Below are 18151 nucleotides of genomic sequence, written 5' to 3' on the forward strand. Positions count from 1 at the left end.
GTCGAGGACATCAGGGTAAAAAGATGGTTAATAACGGAACAGCTTATCTTTTCTGGCTGGCTTTCTTTTTTGGATTGGGTGGTATCCAGCGATTCTATCTGGGTAAACCTATCAGTGGTGTCTTATATCTTTGCACCTTGGGGTTTTTTGGCGTCGGACAACTGCTCGATATTGCCCTCATCCCCGGTATGGTAGATGAGAAAAACACAAAATACCGGGCACTGTATGGCTCTCCACATCAAACAGCAGTCCCTCAAGTTGTAGTGAATGTGGGTGAGGGGTATCACAACACCACGTCCCCAGCCTTCACCGAGCTACCGACAGCAAACACCGCTAACAAGCGCTTAGACGTTAGCGTTCTCAAAATTTGTCGAGATCTTGGTGGGGCAACAATGAGCGATTGCGTTATCGAAACCGAAGCCGATCCTGAAGAGATTAAAGCTATTGTCCACCGCCTCAGCGTTGATGGCCTGCTCAGCATTGATAACCGAGAGCCAGATGGCGCAATTATTTATCACGCTGTCTAGAAAGCCTCTCTGAGGCAACAGTAGTTCTGCCATTGCCTTGGCAAACAAACAAGAGGGCCGTAGTGTGACTTACGGCCCTCAATAATAATCCAGCCTTTCATGGAACCTAATTATCGTCGCTGTATTTGCTGTCGCAAAGTTGCGCCCAAACAAGAGTTCTGGCGAGTCGTTAGAGTCCATCCTGACCGATCAGTGCAGCTCGATCACGGTATGGGGCGCTCAGCTTATCTCTGTGCTCAAGCTGACTGTCTTAGACTCGCGCAAAAGAAAAATCGCTTGGGTCGTGCACTTAGAGCATCAGTCCCAGATTCGATCTATCAAACGCTGCAAGAGAGACTCACAGAAGGCGACAGAATATTAAAGCCATTACCGGTAAGCAAAAATTAAACAGATCAATCGAGATTATTTGAATTTCACCAGAGTTTAAAAGACCTGTTAAGCCATTAAAAATAATTAAGGTATCTAAATATTTCCAGGCGCCATAATGGCAGACTTGGATACCCTGTTTTTCGTTGACAGCAGCTCTGAACAAGCCATTCCGATCGAATTCTTGAGCATAGATATGGAAGCGCTGTAGAAATTATGATTGCATCACAATTGACTTTTGATTCAGAAATAGTATGATAATACCCGGTGAACTGCATTATCAAATCAGCAAAGTTTTTGCTGGTCCTAATTTCTATGGGGTTAGAAAAGGGGCGCACCTGTATTACCTTCCAGAATAAGTACTAGAGCAACTTTAGTGGCTTTTACTTATGCGGGAAGAGGCAGGCAATATTTTGCATATTTATTTTTTGAACTGAATATAAAAAAGACGGAAATTAATATCTGTAGATATTGATTTAATTTTTTCGAGTAGCTATTTTTTCTGTGCTATCGAAAATTTTCTGTGCGTCTTGATTTCAAAGAAAGTTTTTCTGAGAATTAAGTACAGGTATGTATACTTTTCTTTTCGTCCAAAATCCTAAAGGTAAGAGTTCAGAAGCGGAACTCAAACGCTGGGCAAATCTAACAAAGAAATGGATGCCATCTTTAGACACCTCTCTTACGAAAAGGGTCTGCTGGCTACCTGATGTTAGTGCTGGTTGGTTTTATTTACAGCCAACAGTTGACGTTAAGTACCCAATAATGAGTGATGTCATCAATGAACACTATGCGGTCCTTGCTTTCGGAGTCGTCTTACCAACATCTTGCAGCACAGCTCAACACATTCTCAACGCCTGGCTGATAGGTAGAGCAAAGGGTGTACAGGCCTTGGAAGGGAGCTTTTCAGCCGTTATCATCAATCGAGCAACAGGTGCTGTTGTCTGGATGGGTGACATCATGGGTCGGCGCCGACTCAGATACCACTATGCCCGCACCAGAGGAACGTTACTCATTTCTCCCCATGATGTCTCTCTAGTCGCCACTGGCAAGGTGCCGGTAGAGTTTGATGATATTAGTGCAGCTAGCATCGCTGTTGTTAAGTGGTCTTTAGGCGGCAAAAGCTTATTGAGTTCCGTTCAAAGCTGTCATCCGTCGGAATATATCCACTACTCAGAAGGGCACATCAGCTCACATTCACTACCGCTCATCAATCCCGATGAACGAATTTCATCCCGTGATATTAAAGGAATTAAGCGGCATCGAGATCAGCTCATTGAGACTGCACGCTCTCACTTGAAACCACTAGTCAGTGAGCCTGAAATTAAAGCTTCACTAACGGCTGGCCTAGATAGCAGAGCCATGTTGAGCTTACTAATTTCGGTTGTCGATCCCAAAAAAATCACAACTTTTACCAGCGGTCAGCCAAATTGTCTTGATGTTCAGATAGCTCAAAAATTAGCGCATATAGCAGGAGTTAAACATAATGTTATGTCTCCTGAAAAACATAATGAGAATCTTATCAATTATGCTGATCTGCTGGCCTTCTATTTCAATGGAGATGCAACCAGTAAAGTCGGTCTTATTAGTCCGCTACCCAACTTTCAGCCTAATAACCAACCCCACTTAGGTGGTTTGGCTGCAGAAATCTTTCGAGGCTTTTCTTATCGAAAATGTCTTTTCCCAAATCTACGACCTCTAGCGCTCCATAGTGTTGTGGGAATGCTCGCTGGTGAAAGAGTCAGCAGTCATCATTTGCCATGGGACTCTTCAGAACTTGAGAATGCTGTTCACAGAAGATTAGAAGGCCTTATCAGACACTATTCAACAGTGACGACAGATGGATATGACATACTCGATCTATTCAATATTTATGAGGTGAGTGGTGTCTGGGGAGCAAGACAGCAAAACCCCTGGAATCCGAGCCCCAAATGGAGTCCCTTCTCCAGTCGCCAGTTACTCAAGCTTGCCCTGAGACTACCGGCTCCAATGGGCTACCATGCACGGATTCACCAGGAAGCCATTCGTCGATACTTGCCCGAAGCTTATTGGATGGCCGTCAATGGTCAAACGCTGCCAGCTCTTCGCAGTAGTGAGCTAATCGCTAGCTACAGGAAAAAGTATCAACGCGGTTTACGGCGTCTGGGGCTATGGAGAGAAAGCGTTGCGGCTAATGCTTATACGCCTCGAGATTTACAAGCGTCTGCCTTAGCTGGTCCTGTAAGACAGACTGTCTGCGATCTGCTTTTAGATCGTGATAGCTTCAGTCGAAAAATTTTTAGTCAAGCCCATCTGGAAGCATTACTGATGCAAGAACAATTTCCAACGAGGATTGTTGACACAATAGGATCGATGGTGACGATGGAGCGGTGGCATCGACTCATGCAGGGGGTACGGCAAGAGGCTCAAGGTTTACACGTTACATTACGATAGAATCGACAGATATTGATTAACTTGCCTGGGCTGAGAATAAGCAAAGGGCATTGTTCAGGCATGCAAGACAGTTAGTCACAGATGACCTAGCCGTATCCTACGGCACCAGTCTTCGTGCCAAAAACTACTCAAAAAAATACTACAGTAGAGACCCTAGAAAAGCGGAAAATGCAAGATCTTTTTCGGCTGGATCTGACCGACAGTATAAACTTTGAGTTTCAGCAGTAAGCGAACGAAGCGTGTGCTACTTGAAACAGAAATTATTACAAGTACTATGACCTCTCAAGCACAGGTCAAAATACACAAAGTATGATAAAAACTTGGCATATACTATTCGACAGCATAATATATGCACGGTACTATGTGCACCTCAATCCAAATAAACATAGATCTGCTCAAGATCCTATTTTTATTGGGACAGAGATGCTAACGCTGTAAACCTATCTCACCTTCATGATATGAGGAGACTTGGCTTCCAGGCGGAAAGTATGCAGCACTTAGATAGGAATAAAAATGAAGGGTTAAGGGCTTAGTAATCTAGCTCTATAAACTTTAGAGAAAACGGAAACAGGAATTAATCAATCTCCGATAGGTAGGAATTAAAAAATGAAGGGAAAAATATTATTATTAACAGCAATAAGTATTCAGATTTTCTTCCTTGCTTTCACAGAAGAATCAAAAGCTCACGCTCCACATGATGTAATTTCAGATATATATATTTCTCCTGAATTTGAGACTAACAAAGTTCTACTTTCAGTAATTAGAGGAATTCTTTTAAGATCTACTGATGAAGGCAAGACATGGAAAAAAATTGTACAGGGCTTACCCAGCTCATATCGACTCAATGAACTAGACAGCTCTCCAAAAGATAGTAATACTATTTATCTTTCATCAGAAGGTAACGGCATATATAAATCGGTAGACTATGGGCTGTCGTGGAAAAACACCAGCAGAAATCTACAAGACAAAAAAATTGGCACTATCAAAGCTTCACCTACTTCATCTCAAGAAGTTATAGCATCTGGGCAAGCAGGTGGAGTTTATATAACAACAGATGGAGGGGGAAGTTGGAAACAGGTAATTTCAGAAAAAATAAAGATTAACGCCATAGAATTTTTCGAAGAGAAAGTCTTATTAGGCGGGCAAGACGGCAGATTGCATATACTCAAAAATAATCGAAAAGATACGGAAACAGTAGAAATAAAAGGCGGATGCCAAATAAGCTCCATAGCAGCTAATAAAAATTCTTCTGCATCTCCACTGTTATTTTTAGGAACCAATAACTGCGGCCTATTTTATTCCAATACTGATCTATCATCATTTCAGAAAGCTGAAGATAAATTCCTAGATGAACCTATCAAATCAATTCAATTTTCTCCTGATTTCAGTGTCGACTCCAAAATCTATCTTTCCACTACTGGTAAAGGCGCTTTTTGCTTCATAAAGGATGAGGAAAATTGGGAAGAGTGTAGCAATGGTCTTACAAAAGATAAGCAAGCTGAAAAATATAAAGAGCCACACTTCACAAAACTAGCAATATCACCTTCTTTTAGCAAAGATAGAACTATTTTTCTTGAAGGATTTAATGGCTTATTTAAATCTGAGAATGCAGGAGAATCATGGTCTGAAGTTGACACGCTTTCGCCTGAAATTATCGTTGGTTTAGATGTCTCGCCAAACTATAAAAATGATTCAACAGCAGCTGTTTCAACATATCTGGGTGGAGCATATTTGACAAATAATTCAGGGATGGATTGGTCTCCGATCAATAACGGGATACTATCCTTTGCAAGGTTATTTGAAAAAGATCAAATAGAACGTATTTTTTCAATAAAATTTTCACCCAACTACATTAAAGATAGGACAATTTTTTCTTCGTCTTGGTGGGATTTTCTAAGATTCAAAAGTAGCAATAAAATTTGGGTAAGAGTTCCAGGAAAGAAAGAGAATATTGCAGTAACGATTGATTTTTCTCCAGACTATGATGAAGATCAAACTCTATATACTGGATCAGATAGAGGACACATTTTTAAGTCGCAAGATGGAGGGAAAAACTTTTCTAAAGTCAAAAGTTTTAAAGGAGAAATATCAAGTCTAAGTATTTCACCAAGCTTCAAATCTAATCGAAAAATTCTTGCAATTGTAAACAATAAATTGCACGAGACTTCAGATGCTGGAAAATCCTGGAAAGAAGTTAATTTTTTTAGTGAACTCTTTGTTAGAAGTGCAGAAATATTGACTGATAGTTCGTCAGGTATAAAGTCTATAGTTGCGACTAATGAAGGGATCTATTCTCAGTCAACATCAGAAGAGTCGTGGGAAAAATTTAGCGATGAAAATGTCGATCAGTACATCGAAGCATTGGCAGTTTCCCCTAATTTTAAAAATGACGAAATACTGCTTGTTAGCGTCAGCGGTAAAGGTTTATTCAAGAGCAATAATGGGGGAGAAATATTTTATGAAGTCGGAAGAGAACTTATAAAAAATAACCACCTTTTATCAAACTTCAGCAGCAGCTCTAACGTCACTTCTCAACCAATAAAGTTTTCACCTACATTTTCTGAAGATAATACAGTTTATGGATATTCTGATAAAAGCACCTTTAGGTCAGTTGACGGTGGTGAAACCTGGGAAGAAGTTGGTGTTCCTAAATTAAATAAAAATAAATTTTTGCTGTATACTACGATGAGTTTCAGAAAATATATTTTATACTTTCTAGCTGCATTTCTCGTAATTATTTTTATTACTATAAAAGCAAGAAAAAGATCCATAAGTGAGAATCACAAGGCATCCTAAAACCTCCTACTCTAGAAGAAAATTTAAATTCACTTTTGCATTTCTAGGTAAACTAAGTAAATTTATTATTATGGATATTTAGTCTCTGAAAAACTTAGAGAAATCTAATTATAGCAACATGCGTATTGATTAAGGCATCTAAAGTTTTGAACATCACGTCTGTTAAAGAGGAGCTGTCCTAACTCAGCCGGGTACTGCTATGGTGTGAAATATTTCAACACATCAATTCTTTAGTTCACTAAACTCAAATCCCCACTCTTTAACATCAAACTTATAAACGTCTTGCAATCTTTTCATATCATCTTCAAGTTCAGAGTAAACCATTTCCTTTTGATAATCTGAAAGCCTGTATAAGCTTTCATCTACTTGCTTTCCAACTATTTTCTTTATCTTTCTTCTGAGAGTTCTAAATCCATCATCAAATGGAATATTATGCTCAAGAAATCTAGCAGCTTTTTTAAAGAAACTGCTGACTACAAGTTTTTCAGATCTTGAGTTATATACTTTATCTAACAGAGATGCACATTTTTTGCTGATCGACTCATCGAGATTTAAAAAATCAAACACTTTTAGTAAAGTAGCTTCTTTATCTGAAATCAATTCATCTAAAGACAGCATCAGTATATTATCGTTAGTAAAATAATTCGAGTATTTATTAACTTGAGTAAAATACTTGCTAGTAGAAATTAAATTTTTATGGATACTTTCTGTCTTCGAGAGTTTTTCAGTTGATTTCCATCCTTTGACCTGTCCATCAATATAAGTAGATTCAATTCTATCAAAAGGATTTCTCATAATATAGATGAAATGAAAATTCAAATCATGTTCTTTAGAGAATTCAGAAATTCTTTCAGCACAATCTGGAAAATGAGGCGTTTTCGTATATGTCGTTGATGCTTCTAAAGCCATTTTATGAATACTGGGATCATAGTCTACCCAAAGATTTTGATAATCTTCCATCTTAAATGTGTCGTTAGTGCTAAAGAACTTAGGTTCTTTTTTGATGCACGAGCAAATTTCAGGATGTTTTGCAATATAGTTATATAAACTACTTGTTCCACATTTCATTGCCCCAATGATTATCACAAAATTTTTGATCATTATCATCCGCTCCTTCAAATATTAAAACCTATTTATTTAATTTCTATAAGATTTATTTATTAATTCAGTAAAAATTCTTAGCATCAGTTTATTTATTTTTCTGTTCTCAACACCTTTATTTTAAATTAAAAGAACTCTATTCAAGTGTGCTTATCGCTTTCATGACCTCCTTTAGGATTTAAGATATTGAGACAAAATCAAATTTTTTTGATTTTGCAGAATGCTACTAATTTACTACATTCTCACAATTATTTTTGTAGACGGTAGTAGAAAAGCACCGCAGTGAAATCTCTACTACAGCCTACTAATAGCTCAGGCTAGCATTCTGAAGAGCTTATCAAAGTGGATATGGGATATGTGGCATAATAATCCGGCAATTATCTAGCGGTATCTCATGGCGCAGAGTAGTGTCGAGTCTCAGATTGTTTTGTCAGATGCCGTAGTTGAAGGGTCTAATGAACTCAACCTCAAGCTACCGGATCCAGAAGATGAAATAATTTCTGATTTTGATTTTCAGCAACAGGTGAATGCAGCCTGGTTGGTTTGCGATCGCATCAATCTGCAGTCCGACATATGGCGAGGTCGCATTCTAAGGGCCGTGCGCGACCGCGAAAAACACAGCGGCGAAGGCCGGGGCACTGGTTTTCTGCACTGGCTGCAGGAGCAAGAGATCAGTAAAAGTCAGGCCTATAGCTGGATCGAACTGGCCAACAGCGCCGATACCCTGCTCGAAAACGGGCACCTAGAAGCCTCCGCCATTGACAACTTCAGCAAGCGCGCCTTTGTGGAAACCGCCCAAGCCGCCCCCGAAGTGCAGCAGTTAATCAGCGAAACCGCCAACCAAGGGACCGCCATCACCCGCCGCGAAGTACAGCAGCTTACCGATGAGTGGGTCGGGATGACCTCAGACCTGGTTCCAGCAGAGATTAAAGCGAAAGCAGCCGATCAAACAATTCCCACTCGCTATTTAGCACCCTTTGTACGAGAGCTAGAGAAGCTGCCTGAGGTCCACCAGTCCGCCCTGCAGGAATCCCTGAGTGAAGATCCTGACATCGATACTCTCAAGCAGGTCACCAACGAAGCCAAGCAGTTGGCCAAATATTTGTCGGCCTCTACTGAAGTGCAGGCAATCACTGCCCACAGTATTGATTTAGAAGCCAGTCTAGAAGAAGCGCTGCGCCTTGGGTGTCTTAACTCAGCCGCTGATATGGTCAACCAGGCGGCCCAACTTGAACAGACAATTGCTAAACTTTATACGACTTGGCGGCGGATTCAGCGACTTTCGGGCAAAGTATACGCCGATAGTGGTGCCAGTACCCCCAACTTGCGATCGCTTGTGCAATCTTTAGAAGGTCTATGTGGCGAGGTACTAGAAATTGAGCTGGGTAGCCAATCTGCTCAGCCGATCACCGTTCGCCTGAAAATGCTCAACCCTGATGACGGTTAAATTCCCCAAAGCTCTGCGGTCCTATCTTCCCAACTCAAGATCTCCTGTTCTGGGTTTTGGAATCATGGACCTCTATATCTTGAAGGCATTAGCACTGCCTTTCTTGTTTGGTGTCGGGGCCTTCTTAGCTATCAGCCTCACCCTGGGCAGCCTCTTCGATCTGCTGCGTCAGGTCAGCGAGGAGGGCCTTGGCCTCACCATTGCCCTTCAGATTCTAGGCCTTCAGATTCCTAGCTTTTTAGTGTTAGCGCTACCGATGGCGACCCTGCTCGCCACCTTAACCGTTTATAACCAGCTCTCCCGCCGCAGTGAAATTATCGCTCTACGGAACTGCGGCACCAGCATCTACCGACTGGTTGTGCCAGCACTATGCCTCAGCTTGCTGGTTACCTTGCTCACCTTTGCCCTCAGTGAACTGGTCGTTCCTCCCAGCAATTATCAAGCCAGCAAAATCCTCGATCAAGCCCTTAATCGAGAACGACCCACGTTCCAAGAGAAGAATATTTTCTATCGGGAGTTTGACGGCGACCAGCTCACCCGTGTCTTTTATGCTCGCCGCTTCGATGGTCAGTGGATGCAGGACCTCACCGTTCTCAATTTTCTGCAGGGCAGCCTCAACGACATTACCGTCACCGAGTCAGCGCAGTGGAACCCGAGTCAAGAAGTGTGGAACCTGCTCAACGGCACCGTTTACCGCTTAGCGCGGGGCAGCTCATCCTATCAAACCGTTTCTAACTTTGAGCGCCAAAATCTGCAGCTCTCTCGGGCACCTTTGGACCTAGCGACAGAAACCCGTCGTCCTGAACAGATGAGCGTGTTTGCAACCCAGCGGCTTCTAAAACTCGTGAACCGCAGCGGCGACCTCAGGCGAATTCGTAAGCTTCAGGTGCAGGTGCAAACGAAATACGCCTTCCCCTGGATCTGCGTGGTCTTTGGTCTCGTGGGTTCAACCCTAGGACTGCAGGAACAGCGACGGGCCAGCAGCAAAGGCTTTGGTCTGAGCATTCTAATTATCTTCGGCTACTACACCCTTGATTTTGTCTGTCGTTCTCTAGGGGAAGCCGGTATCCTCACCGCTATTACCGGCGCTTGGTTAACGACGATTGTTGGCCTGATGGTCAGCGGCGTCTTGCTCTGGCAAGCCAACCGGCGGTAGCCCCTTTGACTACAATCAAGGTAGAGATGAGGCAGCAGACGTGACCCAGACTTTGACTTGGCAACAATGCGTGGGTGCTCAACGAGATTGGGTCTGGCGGGGCTGGCAAACCCGCTATAGCTATATCAGTGCAGCGAAGGCCGGCCATTCCTCTCCTCCCATGTTGTTTATTCATGGCTTCGGGGCCTCTATCGGTCACTGGAAGCACAATCTGCCTTTTTTCAGTGAAGATCACGCCGTTTATGCACTAGATCTGTTGGGCTTTGGAGGATCTGAGAAAGCCAACATCAGCTACAGTGTTGCTTCCCTGTGGGCCGAGCAGGTCCACGATTTCTGGCACACGTTTATCAATGAGCCCGTGATCTTGGTGGGTAATTCTCTGGGCTCGATGGTTTGTCTGATTGCCGCTGCCCGCTACCCTGAGATGGTGCGAGCGACGGTCATGATCAATGTCGCTGATTCATCGGTTCTAGAGACGCCAGCATGGATTACAAAGTCCCTTTCGTTGGTCAAGGTCTGCTTATTTCCAGCTCTATGGGTTACGAAAACCATCTTTACGAGCAGCCTTGTCTTTGAGCCGTTTTTCCGCTGGATTCGTCGTCCTAGCGTGATCCGATTTTGGGCGCGAAAGGCCTATTCCAGTCCCGATGCAGTCACTGACGAACTGGTTGATATCTTAGTGAAGCCAACGCACGATCGAGGTGCTTCTCGGGCGCTACGGGCAATGTTTAATGCCAAACCCACCCGGAAGGCGGAATACTGGGCGACAAACATTTTGCCAAAATTAACGGTTCCGATATTGCTGATCTGGGGTCGTCAGGACAGGCTGATACCGCCGAAGCTGGCCCCCCTATTCGTCAAGTACAATCAGGCGATACAGCTAGTTGAGCTAGATAATGCGGGGCATTGTCCCCAGGATGAGTGTCCTGAAAAAGTGAATGTTGCGATCGCAACCTGGATCCATAGCTGGCTATCCAAGCCCCAATCATTGAGCTACGATAAATAGCTGGGCAACAATAGATCCTTTGACCGCCGAAGAACCATGAAACATACCTTATCTGTGCTGGTAGAAGACGAAGCCGGAGTCCTCACCCGCATTGCAGGCCTTTTTGCCCGTCGTGGCTTCAATATCGAAAGCCTAGCCGTAGGCCCCGCAGAACAGGGCGGCATCTCCCGAATTACGATGGTTGTCCCCGGCGATGATAGAGGCATAGAGCAGCTTACCAAGCAGCTCTACAAACTAATTAACGTCCTCAAAGTTCAGGACATTACTGAAAAGCCCTGCGTTGAACGAGAGCTGATGCTAATTAAAGTCAGTGCCACAGCTAGCCTTAGATCAGAAGTCACCGAAATCGTCAAAATATTTCGCGCCAAAGTCGTAGACGTCTCTGAGGAATCATTGACCATCGAAGTTGCAGGCGACCCAGGCAAAATGGTTGCGATTGTACAAATGCTTAGCAAATTTGGAATCCAAGAGATCGCTCGCACCGGCAAAATTGCCCTCACACGAGAATCACGCGTCAACACAGAATATCTGAAAGCGCAGAAGTCTAAAGTTCAAGTCTAAGCCGCTTCTTTAACGCTTAGCATCATTCTTTCACGTCCATCATCAACAGACTTTCAATTCACCCATAAGATCCTGAATCTTCTGCGATAGAAGACTCAAGAGACTTAGTAAAGCAAAGCTGTTAATTAATTTCTTAGAAGAAGTTTTCAAGCCCTAAGCCCACTCATCATCTGCTGAAGCATCATAGCCTCGATTAGAGCTGCTTCGATAGTCCATCGGTCGATAATCAACATAGTCATCTCGCTGCTGTCTGCTCGACTCAGGGGCGCTTCGAGGGCGACGTCTACGGCCAGTGGACTCAGCAGAAGATGATGACGACGAAGTCCGACGCGGACGGCGACGCGGCTCTTCAGAAGCAGCAGCATAGGGATCTTCTGCGCTAGATCGATAGCGACGGCTGTAAGCCGAATCGTCTCCAGAAGCAGAAGGACGCCGATCTCTATCCCGACTACCTTCAGCAGAACGACGGCGAGGTCGCTCTGCCTCACCCCGATCAAAACCCTGTTGACGACCTCCAGAACTAGGTCGTGAACGACGAGGCCGGCGGCTCGATCTGGACTCCCCTACTCTCTCTCGCGCATAAGTATCGTCATCTTCGGCATTACTATCTCGGGCACTGCGAATTCTCCGGACAGACGGTACCTGATCGCTCGGAGATAGCTCGTCAAGTTCTGCTCGATAAACGCGACCCACCGGTCGATCATCGTCCACGATAGGCGTATTCCGGCGAGCCTGATCCGTCGCAATTCCGCGCAAACGGATACTCTCTACAGCAAAGAAAATGGCTGACCCTCCCAATAAAATTTGGGAAAACAGCAAAATGGGGTCTAACCGCCAGCCGTTGAAGAAAACGATGCCGCCACACAGAAGTGCAATAGCCGCAAAGAAAATATCATGATCGCGGGCCAGTTCAGGTCGAAAAGACCGCAGGAAGTAAAGACCTGCCCCCGAGCTAGCAATCATTAAGCCCAGGAAAACCGCCTGTGGTGACCCTACATTGACCTGTGCCAATAGCGGCGAGTACAGAAGCATCTGTCCCGACGAACCTAGTAAAACCTCAACCATTCAAATTTCCCCGAACTGTGCTGCTACCAGTAGACGTCGCATCTCTATCCTAGCGACGGAAGACATTACTAACAACAAAATCAAGGTTAACTCACTGCCTCCAATCTCAGAGAGCAGCTTATTAACCTTGACGCTAGAATACTTCCAGAAAACAATTTAGATTGCTGGACGCCCTCAAGCTTTACTTAGCGGCGATTAACAGGATCAGTCTGGCTGGCATAGATAAAAAATGCACCTAGCCCACCCAAAACAACCGCGCCGAAACCAAGACTGTAAAAGAAACCCACCAATGAGGAGGTCACTGCCATTAAGGTGTAAGTCATAACCGTTTTTTATTGCAACAGTATTCTTTATCTTAGAGGGTTGTCAGACGCTTGAGAAGCCTTAGATTGAGGTTAAGGTTCCATCGTTCACCTTAAATCATCATCTTTTGCCCTTTTACAGACAGCGTTAAACTTGGAATTAGATCAGACTTTCTTCCTAAGCTTATGAACGCCTCCCTCCTTTCAAACTGGTTCTTGGGCCCCCTCCTCGGTCTCATGACCCTGCTCTTTATCTGTCGCATCGTTCTGAGCTGGTACCCTCAGGCAAACCTGAACCGCCTACCGTTTTTATTAGCGGCTTGGCCGACAGAACCTTTTTTGATTCCAGTCCGCAAGCTTGTGCCTCCCATCGGTGGCGTCGACATCAGCCCTATTATCTGGGTCGGCATTATCAGCTTAATTCGAGAATTACTCTTGGGCCAGCAGGGCCTTTTACGGATGCTGGCTTAAGGCTGCATCACATCCTGCACAAAATTTGTGTAGACTTTGCCCTGATTAAACTCAGGCGTTTCTAAGATTTTCTTATGAAAGCCAATGGTGGTCGGCAACCCCGTAATTGCACATTCGTAAAGCGCTCGCTTCATCCTTGCGATCGCAGCTTCCCGGTCATGCCCCCAAACAATCAATTTGCCAATCAAAGAATCATAGTAGGGTGGAATTTCATAATCAGTATAGACATGGGAATCAACCCGAACACCAGGCCCACCCGGGGGCAAATATCCACTGATGCGACCGGGGTGGGGGCGAAAATTATGATCCGGGTCTTCAGCATTGATCCGGCATTCAATGGCGTGTCCCTTCAGCTGAATCTGATCTTGAGTGAACCGAAGCTTCTCACCCTGAGCAACGCGAATCTGCTCTTCAATTAAATCAAGCCCCGTAATCATCTCCGTAACAGGGTGCTCCACCTGAATGCGAGTATTCATCTCCATAAAATAGAACTCGCCCGCAGAGGACAGCAAAAACTCAACGGTCCCTGCCCCCACATAATCAATGGACTGGGCTGCCCTCACAGCTGCTGAGCCCATCTTTTCTCGCAGCTCAGGGCTCAAAGCAGCGCTGGGAGATTCTTCTAATAGCTTTTGATGCCGCCGCTGAATTGAACAGTCCCGTTCCCCCAAATGCACAACATTGCCGTGGGTATCCGCCAAAATTTGAAACTCAATGTGGCGAGGGTTCTCAATAAATTTTTCAATATAGACCCCTGGATTGCCAAAGGCCGCATCAGCCTCTCCTTGAGCCGCTAGAAACAATTGCTTTAAATCTTCAGGCTCACGCACCAATCTCATGCCGCGACCGCCGCCGCCAGCTGTCGCCTTAATCATGACGGGGTAACCCATTTTTTCAGCCAGCTTCTGACCGGCCTCTGGATCTGGCACGAGGCCATCACTACCCGGAACCGTCGGAACACCAGCCTGCTGCATCGTTTCCTTAGCCGTGGACTTATCCCCCATGGATCGCATAGATTCAGGAGCTGGGCCAATAAAGTGAATTTTATGGTCAGCACAAATTTCAGCAAAACGTGCGTTTTCAGCCAAAAAGCCATAGCCAGGATGAATAGCAGTGGCATTATGCATCAAAGCTGCAGAGAGAATATTGGGAATATTAAGATAGCTCTTCGCGCTAGCAGGCTCACCAATACAGACAGCTTCATCTGCAAGCTGAACATGGAGAGCATTTCGGTCTACGGTGGAATGCACTGCAACGGTAGCAATGCCCATTTCTTCACAGGTTCTCAGGATTCTGAGAGCAATCTCTCCCCGATTGGCAATTAAGATTTTAGAAAACTGCATAGGTTTGCTGAGGCTTGTCAGTAGAGTTTTTCGTCCCCGAGTTATTTGCTCAGATCTACCAGAACCAAGCACAGCGGCTGATGTAAGCGATAAGTACATTGCTGCTTTGCGAAACTACAGCAGCATTCTGGCCAAACCAGAAACAGCTTTATCCTATCACGCAGGGTACCCTGCAAATGCTGGCACGGCGGACTCAAAAAGGGTTAAGACGCTATTCTGACTCGGAAACATCAGGAACCGATTCCGGCGCACTTTCAACGGCCTCTGGCCTAGATCTTGAAGGTGCTGTGGGCCGCTGGCGTTGCTGGATCTGAGGCCGCTGGCGCTGTTGACGAGCTGCTTCACGCCGCCGCCGTTCAGCTAGAATGGCATCGCGCTGACCTGCCCAGCGCGAGATTCGTCTCTGGGCATCATAGTATAGGGCTCTGCCATATCGAATCTGTGAGGCTTTCGAGATCGCCCTCGACAGACTTCCGCGGCTGGCAAGGGCTTCCGCCTCATTTAAGATGGGTCGATCTTCAGCCGTCTGAATCTGAGCGACCCAATCAGCAATGTCAGATCGAGCATCAGAATAGAGAGCCCGATCTGATTCAATTTTTCTGGCAATTTGGACTGCATCATTCAAGTCACCTGATTTAGCTTTAGCTCTAGCTTCTTCAAGGATCGGCCGATCTTCAATTTTCTCGATTTCATTTTCCCATTCTGCAACTAGGCTCTGGGCATCGAGTCTTAGGGGTTGACCAATCTCGACCTTGCGGGCAGCTGAGATCGCAGCTTGGTAGCCTGGAACCGTTTTTTGAGTTGCAAACCGACGAGATCGAGTTATGTGCTGACGATCGTTGTAGGTCTCAATTTGCTTGGTCCATTGCGCAATCAAAGTTTGTGCTTCAATACGCTGGGGCTGCTCAGCTTTAACCAGGGCTGCATGATTAATCGCAGCTTGATAAGTAAAGATACTGTCAACATTGGCAAACAGCTTGGCCAGCTGAAGTTGACCAAAATTACGAATTTGCTGCTCCCATTCATCCACTCTCTCTTGACCTTCAGTCTGAGCCATCTCTTTGTCACCGACCTGCTGCGCCAAAGCCCAAGCCTGTAAATAAGAAAGAACATCTTCTTCTTCCGCCACAACCTCAGCCCGACCCAGTTGAATCAGTGCGGTCGCGTCTTTTGCAGCTTCAGTATTTGGGGGGATTTTCTGAGCAGCGGCAACGGCCTGATCAAACTCTCCTCGTTCAGCTCGATACTCAGCAATTTCCAGTAAGTCTTCGCTCCATTCCTCAACTGTTTCCTGGCCTTTTTCACGGGCCAGTCGTTTCGAATCGATTGTACTCACAAGCTGAATCGCTTCAGCAATCTTCTCAGGGCGACGGCGGCTGTACTTGCCTACACTTCGAGTCACGCTTTGAGCTTCGTAGAGAATCTTGAAGGCTTCTTTTTCAATCGCCATCTCCTTGAGAAGCTGATCGGCACGATCCTGCCAATACTGATCACCCAACTCCACGAGAGACCGGACTCTCAGCGTGGCCTGCGTCCAGTTCTGCTCCTTAATCTGTTCACGGGCCTCTTCTAAAATCTTTTGTCCCTTACCCCGATTTTCCTGCCACTTACTGATCAGTGCCTGCGCCTCAGTATGGGACTCCACCGTTTCTGGGACTTGGTTGGCTAATTCAACAGCTTTCTTGAGGTCTCCACTGTCCATCTCACGGCGGGCCATCACTAACATGGCCTTGGACCACTCATCTGCTAGGTCACTAGCCCGCACATAAAGAGGATTGTCTTTATCCCATGAACTCACGAGCTTCAGAGCTGAGGATAAAGACTCAACATCTCCCTTACGAGCTACTTGGTCAGCACAGTCCAGACGGTCAGCATCTGAGAGCGTGGGTGCTATCTTGCAGTTAGGTGACGGCGGTAAACTCGACAGCCACCGAAAGGCAGTCACCCCAGTGAGCCAAGAGACCACCAGGACAATAACCCAGGGCCACGCTCGCCACTGTGAAACGCCTACAAAGGCTTTCTGCACCTTAGCAACGTGGAGAGAACCTTGTGATAGCTCAGCAGCCTCATTTTCGAGAGTCTTATCGACGGCTGAGGAGCCTCCCTCAGTTGTGCCTTTGTTAGTCATTACGCAAAGTTAGATAATCTAGCAATCAGCTCAATTAACAGCATGATGGTGTCAAGCGTCAGATAGAGCGATCGCTGGACAGCTCCCTAGCATCAATATGTAGATAATAGGCTTAAAGTGAAAGAAATTGTTAGTGCTTTCCTTGAGAGCCGAAAAAAATCCCCTTCAGCAAAAGCTTTAGGGGATTTGATAAAGTATCAGCAACCTCAGCCAGATCAACTCGAAACTGAAACCACTTTAGAAAAAGTAGCTGGGTCGGTTGCGGCAAGCTGAGCCAGCATTTTGCGGTTAATCTGCACATCAGCCTTTTTCATTTGCCCCATCAACTTGCTATAGCTGACGCCGTTCTGACGAGCAGCAGCGTTGATTCGAGCAATCCATAGACGTCGAAAATCTCGTTTGCGCTTACGGCGATCGCGATAGGCATTGCGCAGTGCCTTCATAACCTGCTGATTGGCTATCTTAAATAACCGAGAATGGGATCCGCGAAATCCCTTTGCTAACTTTAGGATTTTCTTGCGGCGTTTGCGCGCAACATTCCCACGCTTGACTCTCATTATGCTTGTTCCTTAATAATCAAATAGCAATCTCATCAGGCCAACTCACCCTAGGAGTAAGGCATCATGGCACTTACATTATCTGCATCACAGTCTTTGACAACTGACTTCTGAGAGAGATCGTTCTTACGACTTGTCTTCTTATGCTCTAGAAGATGATTCTTGAATGCCTTACGACGCATGAATTTTCCACTTCCACTGCGTTTAAAGCGTTTTGCGGCAGAACGCCGGGTTTTGAGCTTAGGCATGTTGTCTCACGGTAAATCCCAGTTTTTAATCATAAGGCATAGAAGAGAACGAATGCAATGCCCCAACCAAGGTCGTTTTGCATTTGCACTCAATCAGCCACCCCACTATGGTTCTTGAGAGTCCACAAGCGTTCGCTTTAATGCTTCCAGAGCTGCCCAGCGATGATCGTTTCCTTGATACCCCGTTGCCATCAACTCTTGATCCATCCCTTTGCAATCTGAGCTGCAGATTTGACACTGGGGCCATTGCAAACAAAGCTGCTGGTACAGCCAGTCATCCGGTTCAAAATATCCCTGCGGAGAAATGGTTTCCACAGGTCCCTCAAGCGTAATCTCAGCCTCTAAGTCGGCCCCGTCTGTTTCGAACCACAACATCTCGGCGACATCTGCAGCTAGCCGATGGTTGTACTGCTGCAAACAGCGATCGCAAGTCAGGGTCACAATTGTCTCCACTTGAGCAGAGACTTGTAGATAATTCCCCTGGTGGACCGCTTTTAACTGGCCTTTTACAGGCGTCAAGGAGTCAAGGCTCGTCAAGCATTCGTTGACATTAATGAGCTCCGTCTGCTGCCTCGCTTTTTCTAGCTGAGGGATATAGATTGCATCCATTTGCGTTTTTCCTGAGCGCGACCTAGCCCAAGGCAAAA

The 18151-nt window shown here is 45.5% G+C and carries 17 protein-coding genes; 9 read left to right on the forward strand and 8 right to left on the reverse strand.

Annotated elements, in window-relative coordinates:
* Positions 1-23: 23 nt before the first annotated feature.
* The 4 genes from C1752_RS09995 (at position 24) to C1752_RS10010 (ending at position 6119) form a co-directional block, all read left to right on the forward strand.
* The gene (locus tag C1752_RS09995) at positions 24-527 is read left to right on the forward strand and encodes a TM2 domain-containing protein (protein ID WP_110985926.1); all 504 of its coding nucleotides are present in this window, start codon (positions 24-26) and stop codon (positions 525-527) included.
* A 99-nt stretch (positions 528-626) separates the two neighbouring features.
* On the forward strand, positions 627-914 hold the full coding sequence (locus C1752_RS10000; RefSeq protein WP_110985927.1) for a YlxR family protein: 288 nt from the start codon (positions 627-629) through the stop codon (positions 912-914).
* Positions 915-1655: 741 nt separating this feature from the next.
* Complete coding sequence (locus C1752_RS10005) at positions 1656-3323, forward strand: hypothetical protein (RefSeq protein WP_146242319.1); 1668 nt, start codon at positions 1656-1658, stop codon at positions 3321-3323.
* A 606-nt stretch (positions 3324-3929) separates the two neighbouring features.
* Positions 3930-6119 (forward strand): VPS10 domain-containing protein, encoded by a 2190-nt coding sequence (locus C1752_RS10010; RefSeq protein WP_110985929.1) that lies wholly within the window; start codon positions 3930-3932, stop codon positions 6117-6119.
* Positions 6120-6341: 222 nt separating this feature from the next.
* Here C1752_RS10010 and C1752_RS10015 read toward each other — a convergent pair whose 3' ends face one another.
* Positions 6342-7220 carry a sulfotransferase domain-containing protein gene (locus C1752_RS10015; protein WP_158535059.1) on the reverse strand — a complete coding sequence of 293 codons (879 nt, stop codon included), beginning with the start codon at positions 7218-7220 and terminating at the stop codon, positions 6342-6344.
* Between the two features lie 394 nt (positions 7221-7614).
* Between C1752_RS10015 and C1752_RS10020 the strand changes: the two genes are divergently transcribed.
* Genes C1752_RS10020 through ilvN form a run of 4 tightly spaced genes read left to right on the forward strand, consistent with a single transcriptional unit; the run spans position 7615 to position 11390 of the window.
* The gene (locus tag C1752_RS10020) at positions 7615-8667 is read left to right on the forward strand and encodes a hypothetical protein (RefSeq protein WP_199464345.1); all 1053 of its coding nucleotides are present in this window, start codon (positions 7615-7617) and stop codon (positions 8665-8667) included.
* Complete coding sequence (locus C1752_RS10025) at positions 8657-9823, forward strand: LptF/LptG family permease (RefSeq protein ID WP_199464346.1); 1167 nt, start codon at positions 8657-8659, stop codon at positions 9821-9823. The genes C1752_RS10020 and C1752_RS10025 overlap by 11 nt, the downstream gene beginning before the upstream one ends.
* Positions 9824-9863: 40 nt before the next feature.
* Positions 9864-10829, forward strand: coding sequence for an alpha/beta fold hydrolase (locus C1752_RS10030; protein ID WP_110985931.1), 966 nt, complete (start codon positions 9864-9866; stop codon positions 10827-10829).
* A gap of 36 nt (positions 10830-10865) precedes the next feature.
* A complete protein-coding gene (gene ilvN / locus C1752_RS10035; RefSeq protein ID WP_110985932.1) occupies positions 10866-11390 on the forward strand; it encodes an acetolactate synthase small subunit in 525 nt (174 codons plus the stop codon).
* A gap of 153 nt (positions 11391-11543) precedes the next feature.
* On the opposite strand, the gene C1752_RS10040 is transcribed toward ilvN, so the two are convergent.
* Positions 11544-12455 carry a Ycf66 family protein gene (locus C1752_RS10040; protein WP_233501498.1) on the reverse strand — a complete coding sequence of 304 codons (912 nt, stop codon included), beginning with the start codon at positions 12453-12455 and terminating at the stop codon, positions 11544-11546.
* Positions 12456-12640: 185 nt separating this feature from the next.
* On the reverse strand, positions 12641-12778 hold the full coding sequence (gene psbX, locus C1752_RS10045; RefSeq protein ID WP_370664148.1) for a photosystem II reaction center protein PsbX: 138 nt from the start codon (positions 12776-12778) through the stop codon (positions 12641-12643).
* Positions 12779-12943: 165 nt separating this feature from the next.
* Here psbX and C1752_RS10050 point away from each other — a divergent pair, with 165 nt between their 5' ends.
* Positions 12944-13228, forward strand: coding sequence for a YggT family protein (locus tag C1752_RS10050; RefSeq protein WP_110985934.1), 285 nt, complete (start codon positions 12944-12946; stop codon positions 13226-13228).
* Here the strand turns inward: C1752_RS10050 and accC are convergent.
* The 5 genes from accC to C1752_RS10075 all read right to left on the reverse strand — a co-directional run bounded on the left by accC (position 13225) and on the right by C1752_RS10075 (position 18113).
* Complete coding sequence (accC, locus tag C1752_RS10055; protein WP_110985935.1) at positions 13225-14571, reverse strand: acetyl-CoA carboxylase biotin carboxylase subunit; 1347 nt, start codon at positions 14569-14571, stop codon at positions 13225-13227. The genes C1752_RS10050 and accC overlap by 4 nt on opposite strands.
* A 211-nt stretch (positions 14572-14782) precedes the next feature.
* Positions 14783-16699: a hypothetical protein gene (locus C1752_RS10060; RefSeq protein ID WP_110985936.1), complete on the reverse strand. Its 1917-nt coding sequence runs from the start codon at positions 16697-16699 to the stop codon at positions 14783-14785.
* A gap of 215 nt (positions 16700-16914) precedes the next feature.
* Positions 16915-17259 carry a 50S ribosomal protein L20 gene (gene rplT / locus C1752_RS10065; protein ID WP_110985937.1) on the reverse strand — a complete coding sequence of 115 codons (345 nt, stop codon included), beginning with the start codon at positions 17257-17259 and terminating at the stop codon, positions 16915-16917.
* A gap of 47 nt (positions 17260-17306) precedes the next feature.
* Positions 17307-17504: a 50S ribosomal protein L35 gene (rpmI, locus tag C1752_RS10070; protein WP_110985938.1), complete on the reverse strand. Its 198-nt coding sequence runs from the start codon at positions 17502-17504 to the stop codon at positions 17307-17309.
* Positions 17505-17609: 105 nt separating this feature from the next.
* Entirely contained in the window at positions 17610-18113 is a 504-nt protein-coding gene (locus C1752_RS10075) for a YceD family protein (protein WP_110985939.1), read from the reverse strand.
* Positions 18114-18151: the final 38 nt, after the last annotated feature.

This window comes from Acaryochloris thomasi RCC1774, assembly GCF_003231495.1.
In the GTDB taxonomy this organism is placed as follows: domain Bacteria; phylum Cyanobacteriota; class Cyanobacteriia; order Thermosynechococcales; family Thermosynechococcaceae; genus RCC1774.

Bases quoted from the DNA above. Each gene is read 5' to 3' on its own strand.
- C1752_RS09995 (WP_110985926.1), top strand. From the start codon at position 24: ATGGTTAATAACGGAACAGCTTATCTTTTCTGGCTGGCTTTCTTTTTT.
- C1752_RS10000 (WP_110985927.1), top strand. From the start codon at position 627: ATGGAACCTAATTATCGTCGCTGTATTTGCTGTCGCAAAGTTGCGCCC.
- C1752_RS10005 (WP_146242319.1), top strand. From the start codon at position 1,656: ATGAGTGATGTCATCAATGAACACTATGCGGTCCTTGCTTTCGGAGTC.
- C1752_RS10010 (WP_110985929.1), top strand. From the start codon at position 3,930: ATGAAGGGAAAAATATTATTATTAACAGCAATAAGTATTCAGATTTTC.
- C1752_RS10015 (WP_158535059.1), bottom strand. From the start codon at position 7,220: ATGATCAAAAATTTTGTGATAATCATTGGGGCAATGAAATGTGGAACA.
- C1752_RS10020 (WP_199464345.1), top strand. From the start codon at position 7,615: ATGGCGCAGAGTAGTGTCGAGTCTCAGATTGTTTTGTCAGATGCCGTA.
- C1752_RS10025 (WP_199464346.1), top strand. From the start codon at position 8,657: ATGACGGTTAAATTCCCCAAAGCTCTGCGGTCCTATCTTCCCAACTCA.
- ilvN (WP_110985932.1), top strand. From the start codon at position 10,866: ATGAAACATACCTTATCTGTGCTGGTAGAAGACGAAGCCGGAGTCCTC.
- C1752_RS10040 (WP_233501498.1), bottom strand. From the start codon at position 12,455: ATGGTTGAGGTTTTACTAGGTTCGTCGGGACAGATGCTTCTGTACTCG.
- psbX (WP_370664148.1), bottom strand. From the start codon at position 12,778: ATGACTTACACCTTAATGGCAGTGACCTCCTCATTGGTGGGTTTCTTT.
- C1752_RS10050 (WP_110985934.1), top strand. From the start codon at position 12,944: ATGAACGCCTCCCTCCTTTCAAACTGGTTCTTGGGCCCCCTCCTCGGT.
- accC (WP_110985935.1), bottom strand. From the start codon at position 14,571: ATGCAGTTTTCTAAAATCTTAATTGCCAATCGGGGAGAGATTGCTCTC.
- C1752_RS10060 (WP_110985936.1), bottom strand. From the start codon at position 16,699: ATGACTAACAAAGGCACAACTGAGGGAGGCTCCTCAGCCGTCGATAAG.
- rpmI (WP_110985938.1), bottom strand. From the start codon at position 17,504: ATGCCTAAGCTCAAAACCCGGCGTTCTGCCGCAAAACGCTTTAAACGC.
- C1752_RS10075 (WP_110985939.1), bottom strand. From the start codon at position 18,113: ATGGATGCAATCTATATCCCTCAGCTAGAAAAAGCGAGGCAGCAGACG.